General features: G+C 59.6%; 18 protein-coding genes. 8 read left to right on the forward strand and 10 right to left on the reverse strand.

Annotated elements, in window-relative coordinates; all coding sequences use genetic code 11:
- The 3 genes from PQQ51_RS33005 to PQQ51_RS33015 all read right to left on the reverse strand — a co-directional run.
- A partial coding sequence (locus PQQ51_RS33005; RefSeq protein WP_408501395.1) for an efflux RND transporter permease subunit occupies positions 1-424 on the reverse strand: 424 nt, incomplete at its 3' end.
- Positions 425-436: 12 nt separating this feature from the next.
- Positions 437-1624, reverse strand: coding sequence for an efflux RND transporter periplasmic adaptor subunit (locus tag PQQ51_RS33010; RefSeq protein ID WP_408501396.1), 1188 nt, complete (start codon positions 1622-1624; stop codon positions 437-439).
- Positions 1625-1778: 154 nt separating this feature from the next.
- Positions 1779-3341, reverse strand: a complete 1563-nt coding sequence (locus PQQ51_RS33015) for an efflux transporter outer membrane subunit (protein WP_408501397.1) — start codon at positions 3339-3341, stop codon at positions 1779-1781.
- A 279-nt stretch (positions 3342-3620) separates the two neighbouring features.
- Here PQQ51_RS33015 and PQQ51_RS33020 point away from each other — a divergent pair, with 279 nt between their 5' ends.
- From PQQ51_RS33020 to PQQ51_RS33030, 3 genes are all read left to right on the forward strand, one after another.
- A complete protein-coding gene (locus PQQ51_RS33020; RefSeq protein ID WP_408501398.1) occupies positions 3621-4274 on the forward strand; it encodes a TetR family transcriptional regulator in 654 nt (217 codons plus the stop codon).
- Between the two features lie 66 nt (positions 4275-4340).
- Positions 4341-5075, forward strand: a complete 735-nt coding sequence (locus PQQ51_RS33025; RefSeq protein ID WP_408501399.1) for a response regulator — start codon at positions 4341-4343, stop codon at positions 5073-5075.
- The gene (locus tag PQQ51_RS33030) at positions 5059-6324 is read left to right on the forward strand and encodes an ATP-binding protein (RefSeq protein WP_408501400.1); all 1266 of its coding nucleotides are present in this window, start codon (positions 5059-5061) and stop codon (positions 6322-6324) included. Before PQQ51_RS33025 ends, PQQ51_RS33030 begins: the two co-directional genes overlap by 17 nt.
- A 43-nt stretch (positions 6325-6367) precedes the next feature.
- Here PQQ51_RS33030 and PQQ51_RS33035 read toward each other — a convergent pair whose 3' ends face one another.
- From PQQ51_RS33035 to PQQ51_RS33055, 5 genes are all read right to left on the reverse strand, one after another.
- Entirely contained in the window at positions 6368-6808 is a 441-nt protein-coding gene (locus tag PQQ51_RS33035) for an acetyltransferase (RefSeq protein WP_408501410.1), read from the reverse strand.
- Positions 6809-7151: 343 nt separating this feature from the next.
- Complete coding sequence (locus tag PQQ51_RS33040; protein ID WP_408501401.1) at positions 7152-7943, reverse strand: SDR family NAD(P)-dependent oxidoreductase; 792 nt, start codon at positions 7941-7943, stop codon at positions 7152-7154.
- A 67-nt stretch (positions 7944-8010) separates the two neighbouring features.
- Positions 8011-8226 (reverse strand): tautomerase family protein, encoded by a 216-nt coding sequence (locus tag PQQ51_RS33045; protein ID WP_134965614.1) that lies wholly within the window; start codon positions 8224-8226, stop codon positions 8011-8013.
- 83 nt (positions 8227-8309) lie between these two features.
- The gene (locus PQQ51_RS33050) at positions 8310-8777 is read right to left on the reverse strand and encodes a MoaF-related domain-containing protein (protein WP_408501402.1); all 468 of its coding nucleotides are present in this window, start codon (positions 8775-8777) and stop codon (positions 8310-8312) included.
- Between the two features lie 62 nt (positions 8778-8839).
- Positions 8840-9580, reverse strand: coding sequence for an SDR family oxidoreductase (locus PQQ51_RS33055; RefSeq protein WP_408501403.1), 741 nt, complete (start codon positions 9578-9580; stop codon positions 8840-8842).
- Positions 9581-9714: 134 nt separating this feature from the next.
- Here PQQ51_RS33055 and PQQ51_RS33060 point away from each other — a divergent pair, with 134 nt between their 5' ends.
- Positions 9715-10644, forward strand: a complete 930-nt coding sequence (locus PQQ51_RS33060; RefSeq protein WP_408501404.1) for a LysR family transcriptional regulator — start codon at positions 9715-9717, stop codon at positions 10642-10644.
- A 335-nt stretch (positions 10645-10979) separates the two neighbouring features.
- Here PQQ51_RS33060 and PQQ51_RS33065 read toward each other — a convergent pair whose 3' ends face one another.
- Positions 10980-11753, reverse strand: a complete 774-nt coding sequence (locus PQQ51_RS33065; RefSeq protein ID WP_408501411.1) for an SDR family oxidoreductase — start codon at positions 11751-11753, stop codon at positions 10980-10982.
- Positions 11754-11916: 163 nt separating this feature from the next.
- Between PQQ51_RS33065 and PQQ51_RS33070 the strand changes: the two genes are divergently transcribed.
- From PQQ51_RS33070 to PQQ51_RS33085, 4 genes are all read left to right on the forward strand, one after another.
- A complete protein-coding gene (locus tag PQQ51_RS33070; protein ID WP_408501405.1) occupies positions 11917-12843 on the forward strand; it encodes a LysR family transcriptional regulator in 927 nt (308 codons plus the stop codon).
- A gap of 411 nt (positions 12844-13254) precedes the next feature.
- Positions 13255-13962 (forward strand): hypothetical protein, encoded by a 708-nt coding sequence (locus tag PQQ51_RS33075; RefSeq protein WP_408501406.1) that lies wholly within the window; start codon positions 13255-13257, stop codon positions 13960-13962.
- An 874-nt stretch (positions 13963-14836) separates the two neighbouring features.
- Complete coding sequence (locus PQQ51_RS33080) at positions 14837-17053, forward strand: ankyrin repeat domain-containing protein (RefSeq protein WP_408501407.1); 2217 nt, start codon at positions 14837-14839, stop codon at positions 17051-17053.
- Positions 17054-17353: 300 nt separating this feature from the next.
- A complete protein-coding gene (locus PQQ51_RS33085) occupies positions 17354-17998 on the forward strand; it encodes a hypothetical protein (RefSeq protein WP_408501408.1) in 645 nt (214 codons plus the stop codon).
- A gap of 371 nt (positions 17999-18369) precedes the next feature.
- Here the strand turns inward: PQQ51_RS33085 and PQQ51_RS33090 are convergent.
- The coding region (locus tag PQQ51_RS33090; protein WP_408501409.1) for an acyltransferase family protein at positions 18370-19312 on the reverse strand (943 nt) is incomplete at its 5' end.

A 19312-nucleotide genomic window follows, 5' to 3' on the forward strand; every position in this document is an offset into this window, starting at 1 on the left:
GCGCGACGAACATCAGAATGTCGGGGCTCGCCTTGGCCACCACGACGCCCTGCTGCGTCACCTGAGCGGGCAGTAACGGCTGGGCCAGACTGACCTTGTTCTGCACCTGCACTTCAGCCGTATCGGCATTCGTGCCGGTCGCGAAACTCAGTGTGATGACGGCCGTGCCGTTCGAATTGGAGGTCGAGCTGAAGTACAGCAGGTTGTCGATACCGGTGAGCTGCTGCTCGATCACCTGGGTGACCGTTGCTTCCATGGTCGCCGCGCTCGCGCCGGGATAGGTCGCCGTCACGGTGACTTGCGGCGGTGCGATTTCCGGGTACGAATCGACACCGAGATTCTGCATCGAGATATACCCGATCAGGCAGATCAGGATCGGGATCACCCACGCGAATACCGGGCGATCGATAAAAAAACCAGGCATGAGAAGACGTCCTTATTGTAGGTTGCCGGGCACCGCGGCCGATGCGCGTTGCAGCGAGCCCGCCGCGGGCGCTTTCCACTGGCTGGCCTTGACCTGGCCGCCCTCGTGCGCGCCCTGCAATCCCGTGACGATCACCCGGTCTCCGCCCGTCAGGCCACTGGTGACGATCCAGTTATTGCCCGAGTTATCCGTTGCCGTCACGTCCTTGCGGGCCACCTTGCCGCTCGGGTCGACCACCAGTGCGAAAGCGCCGACGGTGTCGCGTTGAATCGCCTGCTGCGGAACCAGAAAGACGTTGTTCTCCTCGCCGAGATCGACGCTCAGATTCACGTACATGCCCGGCAACAGTTCGCCCTGCGCGTTCGGCAACGTGGCGCGCAGATTGACCGCGCCCGTGGTGGGATTCACCGCGACGTCGGCGAAATCGAGCGTGCCGGCCTGGCCGTACTTCGTGCCGTCGGGTAGAACGATCTGCACGCTGACCTTGTCCTGCTGCGAGAGCGCGACGGTGCCCCGGCTCGCGGATTCACGCAGCGTCAACAGGTCGGCGGAACTCATCGTGAAGTTCACATAGAGCGGGTCGATCTGATTGACGGTCGTCAACAACGTGCCGCTCGAACCTACGTCGGCCGTGCCGTTCCCCACTACCGCGCCCACCGTCACCTGCTGCTGGCCCGCAATGCCGCTGATCGGCGAGGTCACTTTGGTGTACCCGAGATTGATGCGCGCGCTCGCGACGAGCGCCTCGTCGGCTTTGACCTTCGCGGCATCGACCCGGACCGTGGCGTCGGCGTTATCCACCGTTTGCTGCGACACAGAGCCGGCCGGCAGCAACTTGCGATAGCGCTCCGCATTGATGCGATCGTTCAGGTAAGTCGCGTTGTCTTCGCCTAGCACGCCGAGGTCGTTGTCGAGTTGCGCCTGGTAGTAGGTCGGGTCGATTTCGAACAGCACCTGACCCGCCTTGACCTTGCCGCCCTCCTTATAGTCGCGCCTGATCAGCACGCCCGACACGCGCGCCGTCACATTGGAGCTGAGATACGCCGACAGGCGTCCGACCAGCGGCCGCGTCAGCGCAACGCTCTGCGGCTGGACCGTCACGACATCGACAGCCGGAGGAGGCGGCGCGGGCGGCTGACTCTGCCCGCTACAACCGACAAGCGCAAAAACGCCGAGACACAGCAAGGGTATGGCCTTCATGAAGACTCCGTTGTTTCCCGATTCACGACGCAAGCGCACACGCGTGGCTCGTCGTTTCGTCGTTCGTCGTTTTGTCGTTGCACGCGAAGGGCAAACGGTCGCTGCTCCGCGCTGGTGAAGTTGGATGGGGCGCCCGTCTCGCCGGCGCGCGCGATCATGGCGACGGCGATCCTGAAGCGGTGGATAGCGCCGCGTGACCCGACGACGACGCATCGACGTTCACCGCCGCGCCTTTTGCGTCGTCCCATTGCCAGCCGCCGCCGAGGTTTCTGATCAGCGCGACGCTGCTCTCGACCAATAACGCCTGCGTGTCTTTCGCGCTCTGCTCCGCTTGCAGAAGCGTGAGCTGCTGCGTCAACAGACTCTGCTGACTGGCCGTTCCCGCGATCAACTGCGCCTGTTCGCTGGCAAAGAGCTGGCGGTTGCGCTCAAAGACTCGCGTCAACGCCTGCTCCTGTTGCTGCAGGTGGTTATACGAAGACAGGCTGTCCTCGACATTCTGAAAAGCGGTCAGCACCGTTGCGCGGTAGTTCGCGACGTCTTCGTCATAGGTGGCTTGTGCCTGATGGACCGCCGCGGTACGCGCGCCGCCGTCGAAGATCGTGCCGGCGAGATCCGGGCCCAGCGTCCAGAAGCGACTCGGCAGCGAGAACAGATGCGCGAGCGTGTTGTGCTCGAAACCGCCTTGGGCAGACAGCGTCAGGTCGGGGAAGAACGCCGCCTCGGCCGCGCCGATCTTCGCGTTGGCCGCAGCGGCCGTGCGCTCCGCACTGACCACGTCATAGCGCCGTTCGAGCAATTGCGACGGCACGCCGAGCGGCACCGCCGGCGTGACGAACGCATAGTCCTGCCGCGGCGGCAATGTGAAGCTGGCGGGCGGCACGCCGATCAGCACCGCGATCGCGTGCTCATACTGCTCGCGCGAGGTCTCGGTGGTCTGCAGATCGGCGATCACGACTTCCAGCGTGTCCTGCGCGGTGAGTACGTCATCGTTGGTCTGGGTGCCTTGCAGAAAACCGGCGCGGGTCATCTCGAGGATCCGGCTGTCGATCTGTTGCTGCTGCGTCAGAAAAGCGATATCGATATCCGCCTCGCGCAGTTCGAAATAATCGGTAGCAACACTCGTGGCAATGGAAAGGCGCTCGCCGGCAAGTTGCGCGTCGCTCGCCTGGGCGCTCGCTTTCGCCGACTCGATCTGACGCCGCACCGCGCCCCACAGGTCGAGTTCCCAACTGGCCGACACACTCGCACTGGCAAGGTTCGTCGGCGCGCCGCCGGCGCCTGCGGAACTCGTCGCCGCCGACGCGCCGTTGCCGCTGCGCGATCCCGAGATGCCCGCCGTTACGGTCGGAAACAGAGACGCGGTGTCGGCCTCGACGGTGGCCCGCGCGAGCCGGTAGGCCGCTTCCGCAGCGACGATCGACTGGTTGGCCTGGAGAGACTGATCGATCAGATGAGACAGCGTGTCGTCGTGATAGTCGAGCCACCAGGTGCTGGACAACGAGCCTTGGGGATTCGCTTTCGCGCGTTGCCAGTCGGCGCCCTCCTTGAAGCTGTCGGGCACCGTCAGCGGCGCTTTGCGATAACCGGGGCCGACCGCACAGGCCGCGAGACAGAGCAGGCTCACAGCCGCGCCGACGGATCGCAGCGCGCGGTGCGGATGACGCAATAACGCAGTCGATCGGGCAAGCCGATCGAGTGGAGACAGGACGTTCAAGAACACTCCGTTTAGCCTCGTGCAAGACTTCGATGTCACCGGGAGAGACGCGCACCGCGAGTACTTTCATACCCGTATCGGTGAACTGCGACGGCGCAATGTGCGGCAAAACAGGTGGCGGCATAAGCGCTGCTCATGCTCCCCGTACCGGCCGCGAAATGAACGTTAAATGAATTCGCTTCCGCGTAAATTTCAGTTTGAAATATTCGGAAAAATTGGAAAATGTCGATGCAACACAAGCGTCGCTATGATCCGGCCATGTGAGCTACTCAGCGGTCGATGTATCGCGGAGCATCGAGGCACGACAGGCATCGGCTGAAGCATATGAAGCGGACGAAAGCACAAGCGTGGGATACGCGGGCAAAGATTCTCGACGCGGCCGAGGCGGTTTTTTTCAGTCATGGCGTCACCCAGACCACCCTCGACGAGATCGCCGACGCCGCGGGCGTCACACGTGGCGCGATCTACGGGCATTTCAGAAACAAGGACGCTGTCTTCGACGCCATTTTTGAGCGCTTCGCGTTACCGCTGGACCCGTTTACGATCCCTCTACCCGAGGACGAATCCGATCCGCTTGGCACGCTCAAGGTCGAACTGGAAGCGCGGCTGTCGCGCGCATTGCGCGATACGAGAACGCGCCGCCTCTATGGCATTGTGTTTTCCCGATGCGAAGCCACCGAATCGACCGCGCTCTTTTTTCACCGCGTACGCTCGGCGAGCCGTCTTGCCGAAGCGCAGATCGAAAGGGTGCTATGTCATGCTGTCGCACGCGAGCAGTTGTCCGCGGATTTCAACGCTTATGAAGCGGCGTTGTTTATTCATGCCACGCTGACAGGTGTCTTTCGCAAGGATTTGCTGCGACGCAGGCGTGACACCAGGCTGGACCCCGGCAGAATCGTCAGCGTGACGTTTCGGTGCCTGACGCAGCACTGAACGCGGTTCCCGCAATTCATGCGGGCGTGCGTGCATGCGTCAACCCGGCCTGACAGGAGTAAGTGCATGGAGATGGAAACCATTCAGGTTCTGCTGGTCGACGACGACGCCGGCTTGCGCGATCTTCTCAGAACTTTTTTTCAACGGCGCGGAATCGGGTTTTCGGTTCTGCACAATGCGAACAATCTTGCGAATCGACTCGCGCTCGAACGGCCGTCGATTGTGATTCTCGATGTGATGATGCCTGGCGTCGACGGCTTGAGCGCGCTCAAGAAACTGCGCGATGCCGGCGACGAGATTCCCGTCATCATGCTGACCGCGCTGGCGGAAGATCTCGACCGCGTGGTGGGCCTGGAACTCGGCGCCGACGATTACATCGGCAAGCCCTTTACGCCGCTGGAACTGCTCGCGCGCATCAAGGCCGTGCTCCGTCATCATTCGAAACCGTTGGCAGGCGCCGCAGCCGATCACCAGGGCATTTATCGTTTTGGAAAGTTTCGTCTCGATACAGTGGCGCGCGCACTCTATTGCGACGACGCGCGTATCAAACTGACCACCACGAATTACGCGCTGCTTGAAGTGTTTGTCGCGCGTCCGATGGAATCCCTGTCGCGCGCACGCCTGCTCGATCTGCTTTACGGCGTCGATGCGGACATCACCGAGCGCGGCATGGATCTGGCCGTGTGGCGCCTGCGCAGACTGCTGGAGGACGACCCCGCTCAACCGTGCGTGATCCAGACGGTGCGCGGCATCGGCTACATGTTCGTGCCAGGTCATAGCTACGATGAAAAATCCCATTAATACGATTTTCGGCCGCGTCGCGCTGTTGATGACCGCCCTGCTCATCCTGGCCTTCGCGGTGTCGTTATTCGTGTTCGGCCGTGAGGCGACCACCCGGCACGCGGCCCAGGAGTATCGCGATCTGTTGATGGTCGAGCAGGCCCGGCATGACGGGCGCGACGCAGGACGCGTTGCGCTGTCGCTCGGCATCAGCTATCTGGACACGCGCGATGCGACGCCCGACGGTGTGCGGCCTCCGCGAGCCGAAACGTACGGACTGTTCGAAAATGCGTTGCGCGAAGATTTGCCCGCAGGCAGCCAGGTTGCGCGGGCCGGCAGCACCGGCACGATCTGGGTGCGCTATGCAGGCGACAAAGACTGGATGCGGATACCGGATGCGACCTTTTCGCAGGATCGCGTGCGTAGCGCGCTGGCGTTGATGCTCGCGCTTGCCATCATGGTGGCGTCGATCGGCGCGTGGACCGCTCAAGGTCCGCTGCGACGTCTCGCCAAGGCGGCACGCGATTTCCGTATCGGAGTCAGCACGCCTGTCGTTCGCGTAAGCGGTCCGCGTGAAGTGGCGGACCTGATCACCAGCTTCAACGACATGGTTCGTCAGATCAGCGAATACGAACAGGAGCGCGCGTTGATGCTCGCGGGCGTCGCGCACGACCTGCGAACGCCGCTCACGCGAATGCAGGTACGCGCGGATCTGCTACCCGATGGCGCAGAACGCACCGGCTTTCTCGGCGATGTCGAATCGCTCGGAAGGATCGTGACGCAGTTCCTCGATTTCGTCCGCGATCGTGCGGACGGCTCGCCACTCGTTTCGGTCGATGCTTTCTGTCTGAGCCAGTACGGCAGCGTGCCGGACGATGAAGACGCGGAAAACCCGCTGGTCAAGCTGGACCTTCGCGCCGGCAGCCACTTCAGATTGCCGCTGGTCGATCTCGACCGCATCCTCGTCAATCTGCTGGAAAACGCAATGACTTATGGCGAACCGCCGGTCGAGATCAGCACGTCCGCACAACAAGGCCATTTCACGATGACGCTGCGCGATCATGGCCCCGGCATTCTGGAAGAGCAGCTCGATCGCGCGATGCAACCGTTCGTGCGCCTCGATGCCGCTCGCGGCGGCGACGCACACGCGGGGTTGGGGCTCGCGATCGTGCGAAGGCTCGTGCGTCGCAACAGCGGCACGCTTTCGGCGGCTAATGCGGTGGGGGGTGGGTTGCAGCTCACGCTGGTTTTTTCTGAGCGTGGCGGGTGAAGGAAAATAAATGTGACTTCTGGGTTCGGCCGGAAGCCGCCCTTCAGACGCCGACGTATTGCAGATGAATGATTGGGTAAGGCCGACCTTGGCCGTCAAGCGATGAGCGACCTGTGCGCCTGAAACCCATTTTTTCGTAGAAGCCCACTGCTTGAGCGTTTTGCTCATTCACATCGGTTGTCATTTTGGGGTGAAGCGAAAGGCCTTCACGGACGAGTGCGGCACCGATACCCTTCCCTCGGCAAGCGGGGTCAACGAACAAGGCCTCCAGATGTCCGTTGTCGATGAACATCAATGCCAATGGGTTATCGTTGGCGTCCACAGCGAACCTGAGCGGCACTTTTGGCAGAAAGTCGCAAACCATTTTATCAATGGCTTGACGGTCCTCGCGGGACAGAAAGTTATGAGTAGCATCAACCGCGTTGCGCCAAATTTCAATAGCACGCTCGCCCTCACCGGAACGGGAATCTCGAATAGCAGTCATCTTTTGATTATAAGCGCTGCTGTCATTCCAGTGCCCGCTCAGGATCGACCTCAACTGGTCGCGAGCGGTCGAATCGGCCGCTTACGCGATGTCCGCTGCCGCGCTCCGATCATCGGAGCGCGTGCCCGACCCGACGCTTGCGCGAATCAGGTCACTCATACTCTTTGCATGATGCTATGCGCGACAACATGTCAATTTTGGCTTGCGAAAACCGGGGGCTCAGTGCAGCCAACAACGGGCATTAGACCGCACAGTCGGGCGGACGTTAGAAAGTCCGCTTCGTTCAGGTACCGGACAGAGTCCCTCAACGATCATGTTCGTCTCTCCGGCCTGAAAACGCTCGCTACGTCTTGCTCACAGCGTCAAACAGCTGAACTGCAAAGCGTCCCGAAAGCCGGTCGAAGAGCGCTTGAGCGTTGCTTCGCAACGCCCGGAATTCGTCGCTCGATGTCGCGCCGAAGTCGATCTCATACGGCGGTACGTCGGACACGCTCGCGATCAACGCATCGCAAAACGCATCGACATCGGCACCGTGGCCCTGCGGCGTACCCGACAAGTGCGTATTGATTGCAGGCGGAATGACCTCCACCACGCGGCAGTTGGTGTGCTGGAGTGCATGGCGCAGGTTCACGGTGTAGCTGTGCAGCGCGGCCTTGCACGCGCTGTAGAGTGGCGCGAAGGGCTGCGGCACGTACGCGCCCCCCGAAGTCACGTTGACGACCGTCGCGGGCTTGCCGTGCTCAAGCATTGGCGGAATCAACAAATGCGTGAGATGAACCGGGGCGCTCAGCAACGTGTCGATTTCGGTTTGCCTGCTTGACCATGGCGCGTCGTCGGCGGCGAGCGATACGCGCCGCTGTATGCCGGCATTGTTGATGAGCACCGTCAGTTCTGGAAGCGTCTGGCAAACCTGCGTCGCCAGTCGCTCACGTGCTTGTGGATCGGCGATGTCGCTCACGATAAACGACAAGCCCGGAAGTGCGCGCGCCGCGTGCTCGAGGCGTTCGCGGTTGCGTCCCGTGATGCAGACCCGGGCACCGGTGGCGAGATACCGTTGCGCCAGGCCGAGCCCGATACCCGAACCACCTCCAGTGATGAGCACCTGAGCGTGTTCGAGTGACGGTGTAGTTGACATAGGTGTTCGTGTCCTGCTGTTAGATTGGCTGTTGGAAGCAGGCGCGAAGTTCGCGCCTGCACGGACATCAGCGTTGCGGCGTAATACCCATCTTCTCCATCGTCAGAGTTTCGTCGGCGCGCCCCCAACCGCCGTCGGCGACTTCATCCACGAGAACCATCGAGTACGGCCGCACGCCCTCACCGAAGTACTCGACGAACATGGCCGTCGTGCGATGGATGATTTCTTCTTTCTTCGCGGCATCCAGCGTGCCTTGCGGAAATTTGTAATTGGCAAATGGCATTAAAGACTCCTTCATTGGGGATTGAAAGCGAGGTGTCGATATTCGACACCTGAAAAATGCGAATGTGATTCGCAAAACGGGGGTTATCTGAGGCGGCGCAGTGGTGCCCAGCTCTCGACCAGCGGGGCGCCGGCTGGGACGTAATACGACCGTGAAATGCCTTTGTTGAAGTCGTCAATATGCATCACAGTTCCGCCGTCGGCCTCGGTCCAGCGGATCACATACAGGTGCGGTGCAATGGCGCTCCAGCGGTAGTGCACGGTGCCGGAGCGACCCGGAGTGGGCGGCGAGAGCACGGTGAACCTGAGTTCGTCCGACGTCACGAATTCATCAACGACACGAAAACCGTTGCTGTACGCGAGAACGAAGCGCTGGCCGACGAACGGCGGCGCGTCGTGATCGCCGCCAGGCGTCGCTTGGGTGATGGATGGGCCCAGCCATGCGCAAGCGAACAGCATGTTCAGAATGAGCCGCGCGCAGTGTGTGAGCGGCCGGGTTCTTGTCGCGTTGAATCCGTCTGAGTTGCTGGTTAGTAGCATGACTGACGGCATGAGACCGATACCTCCTGAAAAATTGACGAAATAGGCTTCACTGGTGGCTCAGGGCTCTCGGCTCAGGCGAATCCGCCATTGGCGCGCAGGACCTGACCGTTGATCCAACTGCCGTCGGAGCCGACCAGGAACGACACAGCCTGAGCGATGTCTTCCGGTTGTCCGAGACGTTCAAGTGGCGCCTGCCTGGCGATCTCGTCGATCAACGCTTCCGACTTGCCGGCGAGGAACAGATCGGTTGCAACGGGGCCGGGCGCAACGGCGTTCACGGTGATGCCGCGGCCGCGCAACTCATTGGCGAAGACGCGCACGAGTCCTTCGACGGCCGCCTTGCTGGCGATATACGGGCCGTAGCCGGGGAAGTTCTTCGCAATAACACTTGACGAAAGCGCGACGAAGCGGCCGCCTTCGGGCAGCACTTGAGCCGCATGGGACATCATCAGGAACGTGCCGCGCAGATTGACGGCGATCATGGCGTCGAAGGCGGTGAGATCGCTGTCCGAGATAGCGCTGGGAGACATCACGCCGGCGCTGTTGACCACCACGTCAACGCGCCCGAACGCATGGAGAGCGTTGCTAAAGATACGCTCGACGTCCTCCGGCGCGCCGACATCCCCGCGCGACGCAACCGCTTCACCGCCAGCGGCGCGGATCGTTTCCACCGTCTCCTGGGCGGCAGCTTCGTTGACCGCGTAATTGACAACGAGCGCGAGGCCGTCCTGAGCGAGGCGCAAGGCGATTGCGCGCCCAATCCCGCGTGACCCGCCGGTCACGATGGCGACGCGTGAAAAACCAGTTCCCATTTTTCGCTCCTTTGCAGAGTGGCAGTCATACGAGCGACCGCCTTCAGAGCAATTATTCCTGCCAGGGTCACCTGGATAAATGGTGGTAAATTGCCATGACTATTCAATGGGCGTAACTAATCAGGGCACGGGAGATGGATCGTTTTGACACGTTGCAATTGTTCGTGCGGATCGTCGAACAGGGCAGTTTCACCAAAGGGGCGAGCATGGTGGACATCCCCCGCGCGACGGCGACCTATGCCATCAAGGCGCTCGAAGAGCGGCTCGGCACGCGGCTGCTCGAACGAACCACGCGGCACGTGCGACCGACGCTCGATGGCCACGCGTTTTACGAGCGTTGTGTGCGCATCCTGAGCGAGATCGACGATGCCGAGTCTTCGTTGTCGCATCAACCCAGTAATCCGCGCGGAGTGCTGAGGATCGACCTGCATGGCACGCACGCCACACGAATTGTGCTGCCGCGCATTGACAAGTTTCGTTCGCGCTATCCCGGCATACAACTGGTGGTGAGTAGCGGCGACCGCCTCGTCGACCTGGTGCGCGAAGGCGTCGATTGCGTGATTCGCGGGGGGCGTCCGCGCGATTCGTCGCTGATCGCGCGGCCCTTGGCTGTCGTGCCGCAGATCATTTGCGCGAGCCCTGCGTATCTGCAGCGGCTGGGCATGCCGTCGACACCCGATGATCTAGCCTCGCACGAAGCGGTCGGTTTTTTTTCTCCGACGAGTGAGTCCTCTTATGCGATCGAGTTGCGCATCGACCGAAAAGTCACCGAATTCAAGTTGCAGGAATGGATCTCGGTAAGCGATGCAGAGAATTATGTCGTCTGCGCCTTGCGGGGGGCAGGCCTTATTCAACTTCCCCGTTTCCACGTGGAGGACGAGCTTGCTGATGGACGTCTTGTCGAGGTACTCAATGGGTGGGAGAGCCCGGGGCTACCCATCAATATTCTGTATCCCCAGCATCGGCAACTCGCGCCGAGAGTTCGTGCGTTTGTGGATTGGGCGAGTCAGGTGTACGCAGCGAAATTCGGCGGCCAGAACGGGCTGAATGAGAGGGCAGGATAGGCCGTCACGAAAAGGGCGAATAGCTGCTACGGTCGGTCAGCCGCCGAACAACGTGGTCGTGTAGACGGCCGTTGTAAGTTGAAAGCTGCCGTCGAGGCAACGCTCATTCGTGCGGCAACTATGGGTCGGATACGGAACTTAGGCGCCAGGTGGCAACGGCCACCCATCGCGCTGACGTTGTGCTTCCGGGTACGGCCACTAGCGCCGTTCACATGCTTCACCGGACGAACGCTCAGGCGTCAGCTTTGCTCCTGCAAATCGCCATTTGTCCTGATGCCGTCCGACGTACATCCGCGCATATGCCGGGATTGAATTCGTCCCGACGCAATCGTTCCTTACTTCGTGGTGTATCCGCCATTGATCAATATCGTCTGGCCAGTGATCCACCAGCCATCGCTAACGAGATGGCGAATGAACGGCACGACGTCCTCGATGTCAGTCAACCCCGTCTTCGAAAACTTCGACAGTGCCGCCGCCGTTTTGTGATACGAAACCGCGTCGGCACCTTCAGCGGGATAGAAGAACGGCGTATCCATCGGGCCGGGTCCGACCGCCGTGACCGAAATTCCGCGCGCGCCGAACTCCTGGGCGGCCGCGCGTGTGAAGTGCTCGACCGGTGCCTTCGTGCCGGCATAAGCCGCATAGAAGGGGGTGAATGCGCCGAGCAGCGATGTCACGAGCGTGACAATCTTGCCGTTGTCGTTCACGTGGCGGCCGGCTTCGCGCAAAAAGAAAAACGCGGATTTCGAATTGACGGCCGTCATCTCATCGTATTCCGCTTCGCTGATCTCCGTGAAAGCCTTTTTCAGCACCTTCCCAACCGTGTTGATCGCGATATCCGGACGCCCGACCGCCGCGACCGCATCGGCAAACAGCTTCTCCACGGCTGCCGCACTCGTCAGGTCCGCCTGCAGTGCAATGGCCTCGGCACCGGCTTGCTTGATCGCCGCAACAGTTTCGTCCGCAGCCTCCTTCGTGCTGGCACTGTTGTAATGAATCACGACCGCCGTCGCACCGTGCCTGGCCAGGTCTCGCGCAATAAGGCCACCGAGGTTCTTTGCGCCACCTGCAACGAGCACCGTTTTGCCCTGGATGTCATGGTTTGCCATCGTTTCGCTCCAATCCGCGTGACCGCCCAATGCCGTCACCAGATTGCCAATGCTATAGTTCGGCTTATCGTCTAAAAAGACCCTATTTATGGACAGATCCGTCAGGATTCACGACCAATTGGGGCGTCAATCCCATCGAATGAGCTTTGGCTGATCGGCAAGCATGGACCGCATCGACCTGTTCCGTGTATTCGCTCGCGTCGTGGAATGCGCAAATTTTACGCGCGCCGCGGATACGCTCGGCATGCCCCGCTCGTCCGTATCGGCCGCCATTCAGGAGCTGGAGAACCGTGTCGGCACGCGTTTGCTGAACCGCACTACGCGTAAGGTGACGACCACCCAGGACGGCGCAGCCTTCTACGAACGTTGTCAGCGACTGATCGCCGACGTGGAGGAAGCGGAGAATCTGTTCCGTTCAGCGGACGTCGCCTCTGCGGGTACGTTGCGCGTCGATATGCCCGGCCGGATTGGGCGCTTGATCGTCGCGCCGGCACTTCCCGCGTTTCTCGATGCGTATCCGCAGATCGACGTTGAAATTGGCGCAACTGATCGGCCGGTCGATTTGATCGAGGAGCGGATCGACTGCGCGCTGCGCGTTGGCACCCTTAACGAATCTGAGCTCATCGCGCGTCCGATTGGCACGCTCACGCTCATCAACGTCGTCAGTCCTGCCTATCTTGCCCGGCACGGCGCCCCGCGCAATCCCGGCGACCTCGCCCACCACATACCGATCGGTTATGCATCCCCATCCAGCGGCCGGCTCGCGCCGTGGGAATGGGTCGACGATGACGTGACCAGAACACTCACGATCAAGGGGCGCGTCACCGTCAACAATGCAGAAACGTATATTGCTTGTTGCCTGTCGGGCCTTGGGCTCATACAGATCCCTTCCTATGACGTCGAAGCCCATATCCGTGCTGGAGAACTTGTTGAGGTTCTGCCGGAATATCGTGCCGCACCCATGCCGGTCACGCTGCTTTATCCGCATCGGCAACACCTCTCTCGCCGCTTTCAGGTGTTTGCCGACTGGCTTGTCGAACTCGTGAGGAGACGGTGCTGCGAACAGGTGCAGACGATTGATTCGCGGTAAGTGGGCGCGATTGCCTGACGACGCCGAGCAGCCTTACGCAGCCATCTATACCTCGAGCAATGTTAGGTGCTCAGGTCTCGGTCAGACGGTGGCAACGGCAGAGATACGCATTTGAGTTGATGACGCTACGGCTTGAAAGATGCTGAGCCTGCTACTCAAGTGGATTTCGCCCGATGCATACGTCGGAATGACCGCATGGCGCGTGTAGCGCTCGCTACCCCCTCACTGCTGACTACACCGCAGTACCTTCTGCGACTATCGGCTGGCTGTTTGCTGGCAGTCGAGAGCACGCAATCCATCTGGCCCTGCCGACTGCCCGTATTCACTCCGGCTTCTTGCCGTACAGTAACGTTAAACTCGTGACGGCGATTTCGCGCCGCTCTGCCCGCTCTTCATTGTCTCTTCTTTGCCATGACCATTCATCTTGTTCTGGAAACTGCCGATTCGCTTCTATACAGCTACGAGCACCTTGCCCTCAAGCATCGAAAGAACGAGGGCGGCAAGCAGAACTACAAGACCACGTTCCCCCTTCTCATCCTCAATGCCTCCATTGTTGAAGGCATTCTTCGCTATTGGCTCGCGAACTCAATCAAGGAAACAATGGAGGACATGATCAAGCAGGGCACGGCCGCCGGACAAACCCGGAAGAATAAAGCTGAGCTGTTGCTTGAGGAGTACCTCATCGAGGTTGAAGGCAACGGCGGCTTCGAGAAGCTGAAGGCACAATACAATTTCTTCTTCACCGTACCCCTCGATGCTAAATCTTCCACATATGACCAAGATGCGATTCGAGCCTTGTTCACCCTGCGCAATGTTCTAGCTCACGGCACTGCTCTGGTGGCACCGAAGGTCCCAGCAAGCAGCCCCAACAAGCAGAACTATGTGGATAGCTGGCAAAGCAAACTGCAGGTGGTGACGGTCTTGTTGAAGAAGCTGACCGGTGCTGCAGACATCTTTCACGCGCTCGACGACTACTCGATCCCCTTGCATTTTTTCGAGCAAAGCAAGCTGTTTCTACAGGAGATCCGGAGCAAGCTGCCGGCAACGATGAAGGAGAGCGAGGCTCACAAGGCGATGCAGGCGTTGCGGTTTGGATACCGTCACCGTCTTCTCAGGTGAGCTGAGCGAGACTTCGCATCTTCCCGACCATAAAGCCCACTCTTGAGCGCTATGCTGGCTCACGGTAATCTGCCCGCTTTCGTATTGAGGCGAAGTGTTCCATGATTGAATAGCGGTCGGGCTCGCGCCTTTAAGTCACTGTCCGCTCTGCCGCCCCTAGCTGCCGTCTGCGGCCGTGGTCCAAACGGCAGCACCGGGTCGGGTGCAGTCGATCGCCCACTCGCGGGTTTCAAGTCGCGTATGCTGCCTGCGTGAGGCAGTACCCCGCCATTAAGGGTCGCCCACGCCTTGACGTGGAATGACCGAAGCTAGTTGACAAGTGGACGTTGTAGAGTAGGTGACCGTGACCCGCAATTCGGTCGCACCAGTCCGGGTGCATTTTCCGGAATTTTTTCGGCACTCGCGCGGGTGATTTACCGATGGGCGTTGGATATCGTTCGTTTCGTTGCCACGCTGGCAACGAAACTCCAACCTCAGAAAGGGAAAATCATGGCTAAATCACATGCGAAATCTGCTGCTCCTTCAGCCCAGACGGGCCGTGTCCCGATGACTCAGACCGCTGCATCACGAATTCAAAGCGCCACGGCGCGAGCGCATGGCGGCCAAGTACCTGCCGGTTCCTTCTCGACGCGAGCGAGCAGCACGGCGGCCGCGAACGCGCAATCGGCATCAGGCGGCAAAAAGTAACGCAGTCTGTTTTACCCAAATATCGCGCGCCGGAGAGCACTCGACAGCGTCGACGTGGGTAATGACCGCGATGGAATGCGCGCGCTCTTCTCTCGGGTAGGTATTCTGAGGTGGAGTGCGTGTCAGCTTGCGGAGGCAGGTATTAAATAGAAAGCGTCGTTCGACGCATACCAAACAAGAATCCAGTATGACGACCAAAAAGACAACTCGGCCGCCCTTTCCTCGTCTCGGCGAGGTGTACCGTGCGATGGCTGTGGCGCTCGGCACGAAAGGGAGCAATCCGCAAGTTGACGAGCTCGCAAGTCGCGGCGATTTCGACTGGTCCTTGTTGCCAGCACTTACTCGAGAGTTATTTGTCGCGCCGCTGGCGAAGTACGTTGACGCAGACTTGGTCGAATTTGTTCAACCCTGGTTCGAGCACATGCACACCAGCTACATCGGCATGGTCTCAAGACTCGCGATCGAGAGTCTGACACGCGAAGAGGCCTTGCCTATCCTCATCGAACACTACTTTGTGCCGCACGGCTTGAAAGTGATCTATGCAATTCAGCGGGAATTGGGTGGTCCGGATCCGATGACGTTCCTTGACCCGGATAGACACCCGGTCGCCGCGGTGATGGAGTGGTTAGAGACGGGCGAAGCCAACTCGCTTGCGCGGCTCGCATATGACCCGGGGAACAGCGACATCGATCGGAACGAGACTGAGAAATGCAGAAAGTGGAGCAAGGGCCTTGACCTGCCGGATCTGCCAAGCATCGTCCGGTTGGGCGCAGCGCTGAAGAAAAAGGGAGCCATGCGTGAAGGGAAAATCAATCATGTCCGTCGATGGCTGTTGCTCGCGCGCGCAGTCGCTCATTTTGAGCGCGCCTCGGGTATGCCGATCAGGAACATGATGCGGCGACATCTCCTACTGGGGATGCCGGACGGCGAAATTCTCAAAGCCATAGAGGAGGCTGTTGTCCCAAGTCTCGATCGTTTCTCGAAATCGATCGAACTGGGACAAAGCTTGCACAACCGTCTCTTGCGAACATCAACCAAGCAATCCGGTGAGAAGGAGAAGACGAGAGCCGACCTCGATCAGCTTGAGCAGATGCTTCGCGAGTCTCCGGGAGATGGTCGATTCGACTTTCAGGTCAACTGGTTGAAGGCCAGGTGGCACATGCTCTCGGCCGAATTCGAATCGGCGCTTTCTGACTACGAGACGGCGGTGCAGGGCTCGAGCTATCGAGCCGGGGAAAAACAGCAGCCACTGTTAGCGGAGGCGCTTGTCGTAGCAGCGTTATTGGGAAAGAAGGCCGCGCTTAAAAGGCTCAAACACCTCGGGGTGGTCTTTGGGCTGTTTACGGACCCGCGCACGGAAATTCTCGAGAACTGGGAGATCGAGCAACTCCGTCAACAGTTCGGGCAAATGTTTCCGGCAACCGGTCGATTCCTGGAAGCATCGAGAGAAGAGAAAATCACTTTTCCATTTTTGATGTTGGACACTAGTGAGACGAAGAAGCCGGATCTTCGCAATCCGGACCGGATCGTCACGATGCGGGCGGCGGACGGCCAGATCAGGCGTTGGACGCAACTGCGGCGCTTTGTTTCCGAGGGAAAGTACGACTCAGTTGAAGCCTTGCTCAATGCGGGAGCGTCAGTCGATTTCCTTGATGACAGTGGAGCGTCCGCGTTGCTGGTCGCAATTCAGACCGCAATGAACAGTACAGACTGGCGTGTATTGTCTGCATTGCTAAGGCGTCCCCATTCGTCTGCCACGATCGACAGCGTGACCGCCAAAAAGCGCTTCACGCCTCTTTTTTGCGCTGTCGATCTAGGTGACCCGGTCGTCGTCGAAACTCTGTTGTCCATGGGGGCAACGGCTGATCTGAGAGCCGACATTGCTGACCAAACGCCCCTTTACTATGCGCTTAGCAAAATCGCTATTGTAAAAAAACCGGATGCCCTGCGCGCCAAGCTGGATCGGTCCTTCCTGGAACATCCGGACGAAATGCAGCGCGAGGTTTTCCGGCGGTACAACATCAGCTTAGCCGGCGCTTTCGGTGACGGAGACGATATTCGGACGCTGTGCAATGATCCGCACTACGCTGAACTTTTCGAAAAGGTGATGGACGTACAGGTAGCGGAACAGGTAGGGCGGCATACCCTGCCAAAGCTACTACGCATCATTGAACTGTTGCTCATCCATAAGGCAGACCCTAACGCATCCCACACATATCCGGCACCAGGTCGGACGCCGCTAATGCTTGCTGTCGAGAACGATTGCACGGAGGCGTTCGAACTGATGCATCGATTCGGTGGGGATCCGCTTCAATGTGACGCGGAGGGGATGAATTGCCTGAGGATGGCTCTCACGTTTGCTTCGGCAGACGTATTGGCGACTGTGCGCGCCGCCTCGCGGTGAACCGAAGCCTGCGTAGCGGGTATCTATTCTAAGTTTGACAGGGTGGCCGGTAAAGGCTGCTGACCGGTCACTCGATTTACTCAGGTTGATCGGCTGTAATGGGTCGGCTTGAGCCGATCGCCGTCGGCGGTAGGTCCGACCATGAGTGGACGTTCGACACTAAGGCGAGAACCGTCGACAATCGAAGCACGAAAAAATCAACGACCAGTTAACTTCCGCGCTTGCGTCGTCAACATTACTAATTCTGCAGAATTGCTATGAAGCAATTCGTGATGCTTTTCAAGTATGGGGAGAAATTGAATGGGACTCGACTGGAACCCAATTGGTAGGCCTAAGCCAGGGCACGAAGAAGATTTTGAACGTCTCTTTCTGCTTCTCGTTGGCGGAGACGCCACAGTCGACAAAGACCAGCTCGCAAAACAATGGCAGAAAATTCAGCTATCACCGTTCGAAACGATCAAAGCACCGCGTGTCGGCTCTGATCCGAGAGCTGATGCATGGGCGCGGGATCGCTATCAGACGATCCAGCACCCAACGACTTCCGAAGCGGAATTTGTGCGCTCCATGGTTGGCTACTACGTCGCTGCATTGGCCGCACCTTGTGATGGTATTCCGGTCTATTCTAATGGACCCCTTGACTATGTCGAACTTTACAGCTTTCGCGCTCAGTTTCTCGTGGACCGTCAGGAAATTTTAGGGCATGACCTCACTTTGAGCCTCTACAAGTCATGTCTTGCGAAGGATCTCGCAGTTCTAGGCGGGAAAATTCACGACGCGGCTACTCTCTTCGCACACCGGGAGAAGGTGTCAAATATAGAACATGTACGGTCTCCGGACGGAATCGCGCCTGACAGTTCTGGAGCCACGACACATATACTGTTTTCGGCCGCTAGGTGGTGCGAGTACTGGGCTCGTCACGGCCATGGAATGGAAGCGTACTGGTAGGGCGATGCGGCGGGGCAAGGTCTGCGCCTGACTCTTCCGCAGACGGTACCAAGACCTTGGGCGCGGTCGGCATTACCCACTGGTGCCCCTGCCGGGTGTCTTTCCCCCGCCGCGACGACAGTATGTCGACCTTGCTGAGCTAACCAAATAATTGACCGGCGCGAACGAACGATTCGAATCGTTGCTCGCGACTGTCCGCGAACGAGAAAACTGAAGGTCTCGTCAGGGTCGTGTGTCGCCGGTCGTGACCACGTGAGATTCGGGCATCAATGATGGTTGCATGGGTCAGCGATCGGTCACTTTCAGCCATTCGCGGTTGATATCTAGGTCGCTGACAATCGATGCAACTGATAGGAACCTGCGTCGCGGTGTCAAAGGCGAGCGCCGTCCGGAACTCGAGCCGAGGCGCGAAGCCACTTCCGCTTAACGAAGCGATCGAGCGGCGTCGCATAGCCTCGCGCGATCAGTGTGCTCACGGCAGCCGACAGCACCAGATAGACGCCGAGCAACAGCAGTTTCTCATTACCGTGCGCCGCCGACGGTGGATACAGCGTGCGAAGCCCGCCGAGCACCACGAGATGGAACAGATAAAGCTCGTAGCTAAGTTTGCCGCTCCAGCGTAGCGGCGCCAGCAGGCGAGCGCTTCCGGGAACACCGCTGGCGTGCGCGTTGATCAGCAGCATGGCTGTGCCGAGTGCGATGCCGGTCACGCCGAAGACGTGGCTTTGCGCGATGGGCCACGCAAGATAGAGAACGGTCATTCCGGCGACCGTCAGCCATTGCGTGGTGCGCATCGCGACTGCGCGCCACAGAGGTCGGCCGGCCAGCAGCGCTGTACAGCAGCCGATGGCGATTCCGTCGAAGCACGCGAAGTACGCGTAGAGAAAGCCGCCTTCGTCGCTAGAATGTGTCGCCCGATATAACGGGCCCATCGCGACGACGAACGCCCAGAACGCGAGCAGTCGCCCCTCGCGGCGCAGCGCGATGCCAAGCAGTGGAAACGACAGGTAGAACACCTCTTCGACCGACAGCGACCACAGCACGCCGAGCGCGTAATTGACCCAGCCGTATGAACCGATCAGCACGTTCATCCAGAAAGTCAACGATGCAAAATTGACGAGCCAGAACGACACAGGCACGCCAAGCGGCGCACGATTGCTAAATATCGGCATGCCGGCCGCCGCGAGCCCATTGACGAGAACGAGCAACAGCAGCAGGCACGGCATGATGCGCGCGATGCGCGACACATAAAAAGTTCGCGCATCGATTTCACCGAGACAGCCCCATCGGCGCCGTGCGTTTGACGTAATCAGG

The organism is Paraburkholderia xenovorans (assembly GCF_046030735.1).
Classification (GTDB): Bacteria; Pseudomonadota; Gammaproteobacteria; order Burkholderiales; family Burkholderiaceae; genus Paraburkholderia; species Paraburkholderia xenovorans_A.